This window comes from Streptomyces sp. NPDC036813 (assembly GCF_055609245.1).
Genome location: NZ_JBVJPV010000001.1, coordinates 295,449 through 309,545, shown reverse-complemented (window position 1 = coordinate 309,545; position 14,097 = coordinate 295,449). Strand labels below are relative to the sequence as shown.

The 14,097-nt window shown below is 73.4% G+C and carries 14 protein-coding genes; 9 read left to right on the top strand and 5 right to left on the bottom strand.

The genetic code is table 11. The features are described from left to right. Positions 1-59: 59 nt before the first annotated feature. The gene (locus tag ACZ67Q_RS01285) at positions 60-368 is read right to left on the bottom strand and encodes a DUF5955 family protein (RefSeq protein WP_471174941.1); all 309 of its coding nucleotides are present in this window, start codon (positions 366-368) and stop codon (positions 60-62) included. A 181-nt stretch (positions 369-549) separates the two neighbouring features. Here ACZ67Q_RS01285 and ACZ67Q_RS01280 point away from each other — a divergent pair, with 181 nt between their 5' ends. Then, on the top strand, positions 550-1,173 hold the full coding sequence (locus ACZ67Q_RS01280; RefSeq protein ID WP_471174939.1) for a nucleotidyltransferase family protein: 624 nt from the start codon (positions 550-552) through the stop codon (positions 1,171-1,173). Positions 1,174-1,396: 223 nt separating this feature from the next. Continuing rightward, positions 1,397-3,022, top strand: a complete 1,626-nt coding sequence (gene aceB, locus ACZ67Q_RS01275; RefSeq protein WP_471174937.1) for a malate synthase A — start codon at positions 1,397-1,399, stop codon at positions 3,020-3,022. A 57-nt stretch (positions 3,023-3,079) separates the two neighbouring features. Here the strand turns inward: aceB and ACZ67Q_RS01270 are convergent, their stop codons facing one another. Further along, positions 3,080-3,985 carry a HipA family kinase gene (locus tag ACZ67Q_RS01270; protein WP_471174935.1) on the bottom strand — a complete coding sequence of 302 codons (906 nt, stop codon included), beginning with the start codon at positions 3,983-3,985 and terminating at the stop codon, positions 3,080-3,082. A 20-nt stretch (positions 3,986-4,005) separates the two neighbouring features. After that, positions 4,006-5,529: an IucA/IucC family protein gene (locus ACZ67Q_RS01265; protein ID WP_471174933.1), complete on the bottom strand. Its 1,524-nt coding sequence runs from the start codon at positions 5,527-5,529 to the stop codon at positions 4,006-4,008. Between the two features lie 92 nt (positions 5,530-5,621). Between ACZ67Q_RS01265 and ACZ67Q_RS01260 the strand changes: the two genes are divergently transcribed. The 3 genes from ACZ67Q_RS01260 (at position 5,622) to ACZ67Q_RS01250 (ending at position 9,351) form a co-directional block, all read left to right on the top strand. Next, positions 5,622-7,109 (top strand): IucA/IucC family protein, encoded by a 1,488-nt coding sequence (locus ACZ67Q_RS01260; protein WP_471174931.1) that lies wholly within the window; start codon positions 5,622-5,624, stop codon positions 7,107-7,109. A 176-nt stretch (positions 7,110-7,285) separates the two neighbouring features. Next, positions 7,286-8,548, top strand: a complete 1,263-nt coding sequence (locus tag ACZ67Q_RS01255) for a VWA domain-containing protein (RefSeq protein ID WP_471174929.1) — start codon at positions 7,286-7,288, stop codon at positions 8,546-8,548. Continuing rightward, entirely contained in the window at positions 8,548-9,351 is an 804-nt protein-coding gene (locus ACZ67Q_RS01250; RefSeq protein WP_471174927.1) for a hypothetical protein, read from the top strand. The genes ACZ67Q_RS01255 and ACZ67Q_RS01250 overlap by 1 nt, the downstream gene beginning before the upstream one ends. Before the next feature lie 29 nt (positions 9,352-9,380). Here the strand turns inward: ACZ67Q_RS01250 and ACZ67Q_RS01245 are convergent, their stop codons facing one another. Then, on the bottom strand, positions 9,381-10,022 hold the full coding sequence (locus ACZ67Q_RS01245; RefSeq protein ID WP_471174925.1) for a winged helix-turn-helix transcriptional regulator: 642 nt from the start codon (positions 10,020-10,022) through the stop codon (positions 9,381-9,383). Positions 10,023-10,103: 81 nt separating this feature from the next. Here ACZ67Q_RS01245 and ACZ67Q_RS01240 point away from each other — a divergent pair, with 81 nt between their 5' ends. From ACZ67Q_RS01240 to ACZ67Q_RS01225, 4 genes are all read left to right on the top strand, one after another. Continuing rightward, entirely contained in the window at positions 10,104-11,312 is a 1,209-nt protein-coding gene (locus tag ACZ67Q_RS01240) for a pyridoxal phosphate-dependent aminotransferase (protein WP_471174923.1), read from the top strand. Positions 11,313-11,389: 77 nt separating this feature from the next. Next, positions 11,390-11,989, top strand: a complete 600-nt coding sequence (locus ACZ67Q_RS01235; RefSeq protein WP_471174921.1) for a histidine phosphatase family protein — start codon at positions 11,390-11,392, stop codon at positions 11,987-11,989. Positions 11,990-12,043: 54 nt separating this feature from the next. Further along, positions 12,044-12,673 carry a hypothetical protein gene (locus ACZ67Q_RS01230; RefSeq protein WP_471174919.1) on the top strand — a complete coding sequence of 210 codons (630 nt, stop codon included), beginning with the start codon at positions 12,044-12,046 and terminating at the stop codon, positions 12,671-12,673. Between the two features lie 71 nt (positions 12,674-12,744). Next, positions 12,745-13,167, top strand: a complete 423-nt coding sequence (locus ACZ67Q_RS01225; protein ID WP_471174917.1) for an acyl-CoA thioesterase — start codon at positions 12,745-12,747, stop codon at positions 13,165-13,167. A 12-nt stretch (positions 13,168-13,179) separates the two neighbouring features. Here the strand turns inward: ACZ67Q_RS01225 and ACZ67Q_RS01220 are convergent, their stop codons facing one another. Beyond that, complete coding sequence (locus ACZ67Q_RS01220) at positions 13,180-14,034, bottom strand: NAD(P)H-binding protein (RefSeq protein WP_471174915.1); 855 nt, start codon at positions 14,032-14,034, stop codon at positions 13,180-13,182. Between the last annotated feature and the right edge of the window lie 63 nt (positions 14,035-14,097).

Here is a 14,097-nt window from a genome sequence, read left to right as displayed (position 1 = left end):
GGCGCTCAGGGGCACCCCGGCGCGCTGAACGCCGGGCACCGCACTGCCCGCGTTCAGGGTCACCCCGGTGCGCTGAATGCCTCCACCGCCGCGCGGACCTCTCTCAGGGCCGCCGACAGGGCGCTCACCGAGCCGATCGCTCCCGCTATCAGCAGCAGGGAGCGGTGCAGCAGGGCCGGCTCGGGGGTGCCCCGGGCGGCCATGGCCGTCAGTGCGGCCAGCTCTTCCTCGGCTATGTCCCGGTCCCGTAACTCGGCCCGGTAGGCGGCGAGTTCGCGGTGCAGGCGGGATGCCGCCGCGCGCAGCCGGCTCGCGCGCAGGTCCCCTTCGCCACCGGTGACCGGCATGTGCTGAACGCTCCGCAACACAGCCCTCCCCTTCGCACTCCGTCGTGCGATCTCCCTGAGCCGTCCGGCCCGCGCCGGTGCGGTGAGCCGGGGCGGGGGAGACAGTAAACGACACCTCGCCCGCGCCGCGCCAGTCCGCTGCGTCATCGAGTTGCTGCACAGCGTGAACCCGTGGCCCGGTCCGGTGCGGTATGCAGGGCGTATGACGACACCTCGCCCCACCGGCACCAGAAATCCCACCGACGCCGTCGCCGGGCTGCTGCTCGCCGCCGGGGGCGGCCGGCGGCTCGGCGGGCGGCCCAAGGCGCTGCTGGAGCACCGGGGCCGCCCGCTGGTGGAGCACGCCGTCGGGGTGCTGCGGGCGGCCGGGTGCACGCGCGTGCACGTGGTGCTGGGGGCGGCCGCCGACGCCGTACGGGAGCGGGCGCGGCTCGAGGGGTGCGTGCTCGTGGAGAACGCGGACTGGGAGCAGGGGATGGGGTCCTCGCTGCGGGCCGGGCTCGCCTCGCTGGCCGGGACGGGGGCGCGGGCCGCGCTCGTCTCGCTCGTGGACCAGCCGGGGATCGGGGCGCAGGCCGTCGCGCGGGTGCTTGCCGCCTACGACGACGAGCAGAGCCTCGCGTCGGCCGCCTACGACGGTGTGCGCGGGCATCCGGTCCTGCTGGGCGCGGCCCACTGGGCGGGCGTGGCGGCGACCGCCACCGGCGACCGTGGGGCACGCGCGTACCTGCGGGCGCACGCGCGTGAGATACGGCTCATCGAGTGCGGGGAGGTGGCGCGGCCGTACGACATCGACACCGAGGCCGACCTGGGCCACCTTCAGTGAACGGGGTGGCACCGAGCGCCACCTTTGCTCGACTCAGAGAATCTCGACATCAACAAACCATTGAACTTCCACTATGCGATAACTACTATCCACTGTTCAGAAGCACCCGACCGCACAGCGGGTGCGAACCGCCCCATTTTCTGCCTGTAGGCACCCCGTGCCAGGGCAGAGTGGCGTTGCACGTGGTTCGCTGAAACAGCCCCCCGTAAGGAAGTGACCGCTCATGTCCGCACCAGCGCCGTCCACGCTGGCCATCGTCGACGCCGAGCCCCTGCCCCGGCAGGAAGAGGTCCTCACCGACGCGGCGCTCGCCTTCGTGGCCGAGCTGCACCAGCGGTTCACGCCGCGCCGCGCGGAACTCCTCGCCCGCCGTGCCGAGCGCCGCGCCGAGATCGCCCGCACCTCCACGCTCGACTTCCTGCCGGAGACGGCCGCCATCCGCGCGGACGACTCCTGGAAGGTCGCCCCGGCCCCGGCCGCGCTGCAGGACCGCCGTGTCGAGATCACCGGCCCGACGGACCGCAAGATGACCATCAACGCCCTGAACTCGGGCGCCAAGGTCTGGCTCGCGGACTTCGAGGACGCCTCCGCCCCCACCTGGGAGAACGTCGTCCTCGGCCAGCTCAATCTGATCGACGCCTACACCCGCAGCATCGACTTCACCGACCCGAAGTCGGGCAAGTCCTACGCGCTCAAGCCGAACGAGCAGCTCGCCACGGTCGTCATGCGGCCGCGCGGCTGGCACCTCGACGAGCGCCACCTCGTCGGCGCCGACGGCACCCCGGTCCCGGGCGCCTTCGTCGACTTCGGCCTGTACTTCTTCCACAACGCCCAGCGCCTGCTCGACCTCGGCAAGGGCCCCTACTTCTACCTCCCGAAGACGGAGTCGCACCTCGAGGCCCGCCTCTGGAACGACGTGTTCGTCTTCGCGCAGGACTATCTCGGCATCCCGCAGGGCACCATCCGCGCCACCGTCCTGATCGAGACGATCACGGCGGCGTACGAGATGGAGGAGATCCTCTACGAGCTGCGCGACCACGCCGCCGGGCTCAACGCCGGCCGCTGGGACTACCTGTTCTCCATCGTCAAGAACTTCCGTGACGGCGGCGAGAAGTTCGTCCTTCCGGACCGCAACGCGGTGACGATGACCGCCCCGTTCATGCGCGCGTACACCGAACTCCTCGTGCGCACCTGCCACAAGCGCGGTGCGCACGCGATCGGCGGCATGGCGGCGTTCATCCCCTCCCGCAGGGACGCCGAGGTCAACAAGGTCGCCTTCGAGAAGGTCCGCGCCGACAAGGACCGCGAGGCGGGCGACGGCTTCGACGGCTCCTGGGTCGCCCACCCCGACCTGGTTCCGATCGCCATGGAGTCCTTCGACAAGGTCCTCGGCGACAAGCCGAACCAGAAGGACCGTCTGCGTGAGGACGTCGACGTCAAGGCGGCCGACCTGATCGCCGTCGACTCCCTGGACGCCAAGCCCACCTACGGCGGTCTGGTCAACGCCGTCCAGGTCGGCATCCGTTACATCGAGGCCTGGCTGCGCGGCCTCGGCGCCGTCGCGATCTTCAACCTGATGGAGGACGCGGCCACCGCCGAGATCTCCCGCTCCCAGATCTGGCAGTGGACCAACGCCGGTGTCGTCCTGGACAACGGCGAGAAGGTCACCGCCGACCTCGCCCGCAAGGTCGCCGCCGAGGAGCTGGAGAACATCCGCAAGGAGATCGGCGACGAGGCCTTCGCCGCCGGCAACTGGCAGCAGGCGCACGACCTCCTGCTCCAGGTCTCCCTCGACGAGAACTACGCCGACTTCCTCACCCTGCCGGCGTACGAGCAGCTCAAGGGCTGACACGCGGCCCCGACGATCCGAGCGGCCCCGGGGCGTCCCCGGGGCCGCTCGGCCCGTTCAGCCCAGATGGACCGACCAGTCCTGCTGTGCGGCCGGCTTGCCGTGCAGATCGGGGACCCGCTTCAGCCAGTCCGGGCGGCCCGCCTGGGTGCGCGCCGCCCGCCGCGCCTCGTCCGCGGCCAGCTCCTCGCGGCTGGGGAAGTCGCTGGGCAGCCACTTCCCCGAGGCCCGCACGCGCGCGTACAGATACGCCACGTAGGCCTCGCGCATCTCCTCGGGGCTCGCGAAGTCCGTCAGCCAGGCGTCCGGGACCTCGGCGACGATCGCGCGCAGCAGCTCCTCGGTGACCTGGGGCGCCAGTTCGGCGTCGGCGGCGCGCACGTCGGGGCCGTAGTGGCCGAGGGCGTGGTGGCGGAAGTCGTAGGCCTTCTCGGGGTCGGCGCCGTCCCAGCGGTGGTGGAAGACGAGAGCGGCGCCGTGGTCGATGAGCCACAGCCGTGGGGGCGCGACGCCGAGGGTGGGCCACACCATCAGGTTGGAGCTGTGGACCGTGCGGTCGACGTTCGCGGTGAGCGCGTCGAGCCAGACGATCCGGCCGGCCTCCAAGGGGTCCACGGGGAAGGCCCGCGCGACCTCGGGGGTGAAGTCGACCGCGCCCGGCAGATGGTCCATGCCGAGGTTGAGCCCGTGGGAGGCGTCGTGCAGGTCGCGCACCTCCTGGTGCGGTTCGTCGGCGGCGATCGCCGGGTCGAAGTGCACCAGCACCAGCTCGGGGAAGCGCAGCCCCAGAGCCCGGGCCAGCTCCCCCACGATCACCTCGGCGACCAGCGCCTTGCGCCCCTGCGCCGAGCCGGTGAACTTCACGACGTAGGTCCCCTGGTCGTCGGCCTCGACGACGGCGGGCACGGAGCCGCCCGACCTCAGCGGGGTCACGTATCGAACAGCGGTCACGTCGCGCAGCACACCGGCCAGCCTACGGCAGGTCAGGTGAGTGCCAGCGGGTTGGGCAGCGGCAGGTAGCGGGCCGCCGCGCCGTCCGCCGCGGTCCAGCGCAGCAGCAGGTTGGTCTTGCCGGGCAGGGTGGGCGAGGCCAGCAGCGCGGCGACCTCGGGCAGATCGTGGCGGGCCAGTTCGCGGCGCGCCGCCGGCCACGGGTCCAGGCCGGGGTGGTGCTCGGCGAGCGCGGCGGCGATCTCGGTGAGGTGGTTGACGACCAGGCAGTACACCAGCCGTTCCCACCCGGCCCGAGGTGTCACCTCGGGCAGCAGCTTCACGCCCTCGGCGTCCCGGAAGAGGGCCTGGACGGGCATCCCCTCGGCGTCGACCGCGACCAGCGTGTTCTGCAGGTGCGCCTCCAGGACGACGCCGTGGTCGGCGTAGGCGGCGAGGGCGGGCGGCACGACCGCGCGCAGGTACGCCTCCCACCAGGCCGCCGGGTCGGCCGCGGCGGCGAGCGGGTTGCCGTCGAAGCCCTCCACCAGGCCGGCCGCGAGCAGCGGGGTCGCGCCGGGCAGGACGGCCCCGCGCAGGCCGTCGCGGACGACGACGGCCAGCTCCTCATGGGCGAAGGCGGCCGTGCGGTGACCGCGGTCGCTCAGCCAGGCCGACGGGCCGCCGAGGGCCGCGAAGGCGTGCCTGACGGCCTTGTCCGTACGGCGCAGCCTGCGCAGGTCGTGCTCCCACAGCCGGCGGATGTCGTTGGTGATCCGCACGTCCAGGCTGAACTTGAGGAACACGTCGAGCTCCGGCGCGTACACGGTGCGGATCGCGGCCGTCGGCCACACCGCGAACGCGGTCGCGCCCAGCCGGATCAGACGGCCGTCGGCGAACGCGTCCTCGAGGGCGGGCGCCGCCAGCCGAAGCTGCCAGGGGTGGGCGGGCAGCAGCCGGTAGCCGGGCGGTGCCTCCCCGAGCGCGTCGAGGGCACTGGTGTCGCCCTCCTGCGCGACCGTGTCCGCGCGCACGCCGAGCAGCGTCAGCGGGAACCGGGCGTGCGCCTCCGGGGCGTAGGGCAGCCACGCGGCCGGCGGGCCGCCGCCCCGCGCTTTCGGGGCGGGGTGGTGGGGGTGGCCGGTGATCAGGGACTGCTCGGAGCGCAGATACGGGTCGGCGGGCGCGGTGGCGGTGGCGCGCGCGGCCAGCAGGGCGGCGACCACGTCCCGGCTGTCGGTCATCTCGGCGGGCAGATCGGGGTTGGCGAGCCCGGTGTGCCGGCGCAGTTCGTCCGCGACGAGGGCGACCAGGCCACGGTGGTCCAGCGGCCGCCAGACGCCGTCCGCCCGGACCTCGGGACGGGCGGGCCGGCGTGTGCCGCGTACCCGCAGCAGCCGCCCGGAGGCGGCCAGCCGGTGCACCCGCCAGGCGTCGTCGGCGCCCACCGGTTCGGCGACCTCGCGCAGCAGGCAGTTCAGCAGGGGCGCCGCCGCGTAGGCGTCGGCCCGGGCGGCGAGGTCGTCGCGCGGCGGGAAATCGCCGATGGTGGGAGGCAGGAGGTCCACGCGATCCACTCGTTCCCTACGGTCCTGTCGGTCGGAGACGATCAGTATCCCCGCCGTCACGGCCCGCCGTGACGCCGTCCGCGTACCCGAGGAGCCCGCCCGTGCACCGACCCCCCACCGCCGAGGCGGAGGTCGCCGCCGAACTCGCCGCCGAGCGTCCCGGCCTGGTGCCCCGGTACCGGGCCGCGCTGCCCGGCGCGCGCGCCGCCGTGCTGACCCGCCTGTGGCGCGGCCTCGGCCACGAACCGCTGCCCTGGATCACGCGCCGTGAGGCGAACGGCGACGGCCTCACCCTGCACCTCGCGGACGGCCGCCGGCTCCACGGCCCCGTGCCGGACGCGTACGCCACCGGCGCGTACGTCGGCGCCGTACACCTCGACGGGATGGCGTACGAGCGGCCGGAGCGGCTGATGACGGACCTGGCGGTGCCGCACGCGGCGGGTTTCGCGACCGAGCTGGGGCACAGTGTCGCCTCGCTCGCGCTGTCCCGGGCCGGGCAGGAGGGGCGCCCGCAGGGGCGGCCCGCGCGGGGCTGGGAGTGGGAGCAGCGGGTCGTGGACGGGCATCCCTACCATCCCTGCTGCCGCTCGCGGCCCGGTTTCTCGGTGGCGGAGCAGCTGGCGTACGCGCCCGAGCACCGGCCGGTGGTGGAGCTGGAACTGCTGCCGGTGCCCGCGGAGCGGTGCCTGCTGACGGGTGGCTGGCCGAAGTGGCTGCGGGACGGGGAGCGACTGCTGCTGCCGGTGCATCCGTGGCAGGCGGAGCATGTGCTCAAGCGGACCGGTCAGGCCACGCTGGCCGCGCATCCGCTGATGGCGCTGCGTACGCTCGCGCTGCCCGGCGGCCCGCACGTGAAGACCGCGCTGAGCGCCCGGCTGACGTCCTCGGTGCGGGACATCTCGGTCGGCTCGGTGCGCATGGCGGCCTCGCTGTCGGAGTTCGGCGAGCGGCTGGCCGGGCACACGGACGGGCTGCTGCACGTCACGCGCACGCTGGGCGCGGCGACGGCCCACTCCCCCGACCTGGCGGCACAGCTGCGCGAGGCGCCGGAGGTGTACGCGGGGCCCGGTGAGCAGGTGGTGCCGGTGGCGGCTCTTCCCGGACCGCATTCCTCCGCCTGGCTCGCGGACTTCGCCCGGCTGGCGCTGTTCGTGGGGCTGCGGCTGCTGGAGCTGGGCGCGGCGCTGGAGGCGCACGGGCAGAACCTGCTGGTGGTGCTGGGCCCGGCGGGCGAGCCGCGGCGGCTGGTGTACCGGGACCTCGCCGACATCCGGGTCAGTCCGGCCCGGCTGGCCCGCCACGGCATCGCGGTTCCCGGTGACCTCGCGGGCCGGATCGTCACGGACGACGTGACGACGCTGCGGCGCAAGCTGTTCGGCTCCCTGGTGGCGGGCGCGCTGGCCGCCACCGCGGGCAACGGTCCGGCACTGCAGGGGGCCTTGGCTGCGGCCGTAGCCGATCTGCCGCCCACTTCCGACCTGGTGGCGTTGTGTCAGGAGCCGCTGCCGGTGAAGGCGCTGACGCTGATGCGGCTGACGCCGGACGTGCCCGGGGACCAGTGGACGGGGCTGACGTGCCCGCTGGCCTGACCGCTTTCATGCTCCGGGGCTCCCGGACCACGGAGCCCCGGGACCCCCGGGACACGGCTGCCGCGTCTGCTCGCCTGACGGCTTTCGCATCCCGGGGCCCGTGGACGCGTCCGTCCTCACCGCTCGCCTGACGGACCGTTTTGGAGCCGGGAGGCGGAGATCAATAAGATCCGCCGATGATCAGAAGACAACGGCTGGCGGCGGGCGTCGGCGCCCTGCTCGCCGCGCTCGCGGCCGGGCTCGCGTGCCCGGCCGGGGCGGTCGCCGACGAGACCACCGCAAGCGCGCCGAAGGTCGACCTCGTGATCGACGTCAGCGGGTCGATGCGGACGCGGGACATCGACGGGCAGTCGCGCATGTCGGCGGCCAAGCAGGCGTTCAACGAGGTGCTGGACGCGACACCCGAGGAGGTGCAGCTCGGCATCCGCACGCTGGGCGCCACCTACCCGGGCGACGACCGGCAGACCGGCTGCAAGGACACCGCGCAGCTGTACAAGGTCGGCCCGCTGGACCGCACCGAGGCCAAGACGGCGGTGGCCACGCTCAACCCGACCGGCTGGACGCCGATCGGACCGGCCCTGCTCAAGGCGGCCGGGGACCTCGACGGCGGTACCGGCTCCAAGCGGATCGTGCTGATCAGCGACGGCGAGGACACCTGCGCCCCGCTCGACCCGTGCGAGGTGGCCCGCGAGATAGCCGCCAAGGGCATCGGCCTGACCATCGACACCCTCGGCCTGGTGCCGAACGTGAAGATGCGCCGGCAGCTCAGCTGCATCGCCGAGGCCACCGGCGGCACCTACACGTCGGTGGAGCACACCGACGAACTCACCGACAAGGTGAACCAGTTGGTGGACCGGGCGGCCGACCCGGTGGTCACGCCGGTCGCCACCGACGGCGCGTCCTCGTGCACCAAGGCACCGACGCTGAACTCGGGCCTCTACACCGACCGCGAGGAGTTCGGGCAGCAGCGCTGGTACCGGGTGGACGTGAAGCCCGGCCAGGAGCTGCGCGCCTCGGTGAGCGTGGCCGCGGACCGCTCGTTGCACCCGGACTACGGTGTGCTGCTGCGCGCGGTCACGGTGCACGGCAGGGAGATCGTGCGTGGTGAGGCGGCCGGCACCGGCCGCACCGACGTGATCTCGACGGGTCTGCGCTACCCGAAGGCCGACAGCGACGACGACAACGCCCCGGCGGAGACGGTGTGCCTCGCGGTGACGAACTCCTTCTCGGCGGCGCCCGGTGTGAAGGCCACGCCCGGCATGCCGCTGGAGCTGACCGTGGACGTGGTCGACGGTCCGTCGCAGGCGGACGACGTGGCGTCCTTCGGTCTCGGGCGCGGCTGGTGGCTGCTCGGTCTGCTGGTGCTGATCGGCTTCCTCGCGGGTGTGGTGTGGGGCTGGCTGTCGCGCTGGCGTGTCGCGGTGTGGAGGACGAACTGATGAGGATCACCACCGCGTTGGGCGCGGCCCTGCTGACGCTCGGCCTCGCCGCCGCCCCCGCTGCGGCCGACTCGTCCCCGTCGCCGAGCCCGTCCGGGTCCGGTACGGCACCGGCGTCGGCAGGCACGTCGTTCCGTACGGCGACGGAGGTGGAGCAGGGGCAGACCGCCACCGCGAGCGCCTCCACGGGTGACTACCTGTACTGGTCGTTCCCCGCGGACGCGAAGCAGCGGCCCACCGTGAAGGCGACGGTGAAGCTGCCGCAGACGCACACCACGCAGACCTGGCAGGTCGACGTGTACGACGGCCTCAGGCGCCGTCAGGCCTGCCAGTACGGCGCACAGACCCGCACGGCGGACGCGGGCACCTCCTCGCTGGAGCTGACCTGCGTGCTGCGCACCGTGCGCGCCTGGTCCGAGCCGTGGGCGAACGACCCGCTGCCGGGCACGTACTACGTCCGGCTGACGGCGGTCGGCGTGCAGACGGCCGACCTCGGGCAGCCGGTGAACGCCGAACTGCGGGTGGAGTCCAAGGACATCGGCGGCGCGGCGGCCGTGGACGGCCTGCTGGCCGAGCCACTGGTGCCGGGCGTCGCCGTCAAGGCGCGCCAGGACAAGGACGACTCGAAGAAGGCGGCCGTGCTGGCGAGTGTCGAGCCGGACGGCGGCTGGTCGTCCGGCTGGTGGTCCGACCGCTGGGTGTGGACCGCGATCGGCGGCGTACTGGCCGCCCTCGCGGGCATCGGCGGGTACGCGCTGACGCGTGGACGGGGTCGCCCGTCCCACGTGCCGCCGAACGCCTGACGAGCCGCTGAGAGGGCCCGCCGCATGCGCTATGCGGCGGGCCCTTCGCGCAGTTCCTTGGCGAGGGTGCCGTCACCGGTCACCTCGACGCGGCCGCCGCGGATCGCGTCGGCGAGGCTCGTCTCGCCACGGGAGAGCGCCGCACAGGTCTGCGCGTCCATCACGAGCAGGGCGTCGGGCTCGCCGGGCGCGGCGCCGTCGCCGTAGACCGGGCCCTCCTGGGCGCCGGCGTGCAGATGGAACACGCCTTCCTCGAGGCGCACTTCGACCAGCCCCTGGCCGTCGATCGCGCGCAGCAGCGGCAGGGCGAACCAGTGCGCGCGGACGGCGTCGGTGGGCCGCCGCTCCCCCAGTTCGGCCTCCCCCCAGGTGCCGAGGGCCTGTAGCACGGGCAGCAACCGCCGTCCGCGCGGGGTCAGTTCGTAGACGAAGGCGGCGCCCGGCGGGGGCAGCCGGCGGCGGGTGGTGAGGCCGCCCTGCTCCATGTCCTTCAGCCGTGAGGCGAGCACGTCCGTGCTGACGCCCGGCAGGTCGGCGTGCAGGTCGGTGTAGCGGCGCGGTCCGGCGAGCAGTTCCCGGACGATCAGCAGGGTCCAGCGGTCGCCGACGACGTCGAGGGCGCGGGCGGCGGAGCAGTACTGGTCGTAACTACGGCGCGTGCGGGGTGACATGCGACGCAGTCTAGACGGGTTGTTGGACTTTCCAAGCTTCCACTTGGTAAAACCAAGCAACACGAGTTTCCGGAGGGGCGCATGGAGTTCCGGCAGTCGAACAAGCTCAGCGAGGTCTGTTACGAGATCCGCGGGCCGGTGATCGAGCACGCGAACGCGCTGGAGGAGGCCGGGCACAGCGTGCTGCGGCTGAACACCGGCAACCCGGCCCTCTTCGGTTTCGAGGCGCCGGAGGAGATCCTCCAGGACATGATCCGGATGCTGCCGCAGGCGCACGGCTACACCGACTCGCGCGGCATCCTCTCCGCCCGCCGCGCGGTCGCCCAGCGGTACCAGACCCTCGGCCTCCCGGTCGACGTCGACGACGTGTTCCTCGGCAACGGCGTGAGCGAGCTGGTCTCCATGGCCGTGCAGGCGCTGGTCGAGGACGGCGACGAGATCCTCATCCCCGCCCCGGACTTCCCGCTGTGGACGGCCGTGACGACCCTCGCGGGCGGCAAGGCGGTCCACTACCTGTGCGACGAGCAGGCCGAGTGGTACCCGGACCTCGCCGACATGGAGTCGAAGATCACCGACCGTACCAAGGCGGTCGTCCTGATCAACCCCAACAACCCCACCGGCGCGGTCTACCCGAAGGAGATCGTCGAGGGCGTCCTCGGCCTCGCCCGCCGGCACGGCCTGATGGTGTTCGCCGACGAGATCTACGACCAGATCCTCTACGACGACGCCGTGCACCACTCGGCCGCATCGCTCGCCCCCGACCTGGTCGTCCTCACCTTCTGCGGCCTGTCCAAGACGTACCGCGTGGCCGGCTTCCGCTCCGGCTGGCTCGTGGTCACGGGCCCCCGGCGGCATGCGAAGGACTACCTCGAGGGCCTGACCATGCTGGCCTCGATGCGCCTGTGCGCCAACGCGCCCGCCCAGTACGCCATCCAGGCCGCGCTCGGCGGCCGGCAGTCCATCCGCGAGCTGACCGCGCCCGGCGGCCGGCTGCGGGAGCAGCGGGACGTGGCGTGGGAGAAGCTGAACGAGATCCCGGGCGTGTCGTGCGTGAAGCCCAAGGGCGCGCTGTACGCCTTCCCGCGGCTCGACCCGAAGGTCCACAAGATCCACGACGACGAGAAGTTCGTCCTCGACCTGCTGCTGCGCGAGAAGATCCAGGTCGTCCAGGGCACCGGCTTCAACTGGCCCGCCCCCGACCACTTCCGCATCCTGACCCTGCCGCACGCGGAGGACCTGGAGGCGGCGATCGGCCGGATCGGACGGTTCCTGAGCGGGTACCGGCAGTAGCGGCATCCGGTGCGCGCGGGAACCCGACGGGCCGCGACGGCGAGCGGCCGGCGGACCGGGCCCGTAGCCTGTGAGGCGTGGGTGATCTCTTTCTGGTCCGGCACGGTGAGACCGAGTGGTCGCGGTCCGGCCGGCACACCGGGTCGACGGACGTCCCGCTGACCGAGCACGGGCGCGAGGAGGCGCGGCGGCTGATGCCGCTGATCCGCTCGCACCGGATCGGGGCCGCGTTCGTCAGCCCCCGGCAGCGGGCGCGCGAGACGGCCGAGCTGATCGGGGTGCGCGACGCGCGCGTGGACGCCGATCTGCGCGAGTGGGACTACGGCGGGTACGAGGGCGTCACCACCGTGGAGATCCAGCGGGAGCGGCCGGGGTGGTTCCTGTTCACGGACGGGGTGGCGCCGGGGCCGCCGGACCACCCCGGGGAGAGTCCCGAGGAGGTCGGGGAGCGTGCCGACCGGATGCTCGGGAAGGTGGACGCCGCCCTCAACAACACCGAGGGAATCGTCCTGCTCGTCGCCCACGGACACTTCCTGCGGGTGCTGACCGCCCGTCGGCTGGGGCTGCCGCCGCAGCACGGGGCGCTGTTCCAGCTCGCCACCGGCGCCCTGTGCCGGCTGGGCACCGAGCACGGGCGGCCGGTGATCGCCGGCTGGAATGTCAGACCCCCGGCGTAGCCTGCGAAGCGGCTGACATCCCGGCCACGGGAGCCGCGCAGGAAGGAGTACGCCGTGACCCGACCGCCCAGCGCCGCGCAGCGGCGTGTCATCGACGCCGCCGACCCCGTCACCGGACGGCTGCGGGGGACGCCGGCACAGCTCGCGACGCTGGTGAGGCAGGGGCTGGCGTTCCGGCATCCGCGGCCGCCGCACGACCACTTCCTGACGCCCGCCGGGCACCGGATACGTCAGACGCCGGTGTCCGCGCCGCCCGAGCCGGCTCCCGCGCAGCCCGCGACCGGTGTGTTCAGCGCGCGGCCGGGCGGTGAGGAGGAGCCGCCGGACACCGGACCGTCCCGGGCGCGTGAGGTGCACAGCGCCTGGCAGGGGCTGCTGGAGCTGCGCCGGATGACCAATCCGGACGGTGCCGTGGACCGCCCGTGCGGCTGGGAGCGCACGCATCTCGTGCCGGCCGCGGCGCTCGCCCTGGAGGCGGCCGGGCAGCGGCCCGCCGGGGGCGGGCAGGGCGGGTACCGGGTGCGGGCGACGGCGCAGCCGGAGGCGGTCGCCGTACATGCGGACGGCCCGGACGCCCTGAGCGGCTGCGCGGCAGCGCTGGAGGCGGCCGGCTGGCAGGCCGGCGAGTACACCGAGCCCCGCACCCGGGCCCGTTATCTGCTCGCTTCCCCGCGCCGGGTGTGAGGAGTCCCCGCGTCCGGGGTCCGGGGCGTGCCAAGATCGGTGGGCAGTGCAAGGAACGCGAAGGGGAAGTGATGAGCGAGCCGTTCTCCGTCCGGATCAGCGTCCGCGGATACGAGACCGACGTACAGGGACACCTGAACCAGAGCGTGTACCTCAACTACGCGGAGCACGCTCGCTGGTCGCTGCTCCGGGCGGCCGGCATCACCCAGGCCGGGCTGATCGCCACGGGCGTCGGACCGGTCGCCCTGGAGACCACCATCCGCTACCAGCGGGAGCTGCTCGCCGGGGACGAGGTCGACGTGACGTGTGCCTTCGAGTGGGGCAGCGGCAAGACCTTCCGCATGCAGCAGACGATCCGCAGGACGGACGGCACGGTCGCCGCCGAGATCACCGCGGTCGGCGGGCTGCTGGACCTGAAGGCCCGCCGCCTGGTGGCGAACCCGCAGGCCCGCTTCAAGGAACTGGCCGACCACCCGGGTCTGTTCGGCCTGTGACACCGGACCTCGTCACCCCGCGGTGAACGCCTCCCGATGGTCGTGTGCCCAGTCCCTGAACGGCCTGGCCGGCCTGCCGAGCACCTCGGCAGCGTCCTCGCTGACCAGCGCGTTACGGCCTTCGCGGACGAACTCCGTGCCCACCAGTACGGCTTGTGCCCCTTCCTCGTCCAGGCCCCAGCCCGTGCGCAGGAAGTCCCGCGTCTGCTCCGGCGTCAGGTCGCGCGTGGTGACCGGGCGTTTCAGGACGTCGGCGAGCACGGCGGTCTGCTCCGGCACGCTGACGGCCTCCGGCCCGGTCAGGGTGTACGTCCGTCCGGCGTGGCGTGCGTCGAGCAGCGCCCGCACCGCCACCTCGGCGATGTCGCGCGGGTCGATCACGCCGGTCGCGCCGTCGCCGGTCATGTTGGGCACCGGCTCCCCCGCCCGGATCGCGTCGGCCCAGGCCAGCGCGTTGGAGGCGAACGTCGAGGGTCTCAGAACGACCCATTCGGCGCCGCTGTCCCGCACGGCCCGCTCACCGTCCAGGTGCCATCGCGCGAACGGGCCGAGGCGCGGCTCGCCCGTGCCCAGGGCCGACAGCTTCACCAGCCGGCGCACGCCCGCCGCGCGCGCCGCCGCGACCAGCACGCCGTCCTGACCCTCGTCCGGACCGGCGGGCCGGAGCAGGAAGGCGGCCGTCACTCCGTCCACCGCGGCCCGCAGCGAGTCCGGCTCCCGCAGATCGCCGCGCACGACCTCCACGCCCGCCGGCACGCGGGCCCTTCCCGGGTCGCGGGTCACGGCCCGCACCTTCTCACCCAGCGCCGCCAGTTGTCGTACCACTTCGCCACCGATGGTGCCCGTGGCACCCGTCACCACAATCATGGGTCCACGATGAGCCGGGCCGGCCCGCCGGTTCTTGGAGATTCCGGCACGGTTCACCGGCCC

What these genes read in the sequence shown, in the direction of transcription:
- ACZ67Q_RS01280 (WP_471174939.1), top strand. Translation starts at nt 550, where the DNA reads ATGACGACACCTCGCCCCACCGGCACCAGAAATCCCACCGACGCCGTC.
- aceB (WP_471174937.1), top strand. Translation starts at nt 1,397, where the DNA reads ATGTCCGCACCAGCGCCGTCCACGCTGGCCATCGTCGACGCCGAGCCC.
- ACZ67Q_RS01255 (WP_471174929.1), top strand. Translation starts at nt 7,286, where the DNA reads ATGATCAGAAGACAACGGCTGGCGGCGGGCGTCGGCGCCCTGCTCGCC.
- ACZ67Q_RS01250 (WP_471174927.1), top strand. Translation starts at nt 8,548, where the DNA reads ATGAGGATCACCACCGCGTTGGGCGCGGCCCTGCTGACGCTCGGCCTC.
- ACZ67Q_RS01245 (WP_471174925.1), bottom strand. Translation starts at nt 10,022, where the DNA reads ATGTCACCCCGCACGCGCCGTAGTTACGACCAGTACTGCTCCGCCGCC.
- ACZ67Q_RS01240 (WP_471174923.1), top strand. Translation starts at nt 10,104, where the DNA reads ATGGAGTTCCGGCAGTCGAACAAGCTCAGCGAGGTCTGTTACGAGATC.
- ACZ67Q_RS01225 (WP_471174917.1), top strand. Translation starts at nt 12,745, where the DNA reads ATGAGCGAGCCGTTCTCCGTCCGGATCAGCGTCCGCGGATACGAGACC.
- ACZ67Q_RS01220 (WP_471174915.1), bottom strand. Translation starts at nt 14,034, where the DNA reads ATGATTGTGGTGACGGGTGCCACGGGCACCATCGGTGGCGAAGTGGTA.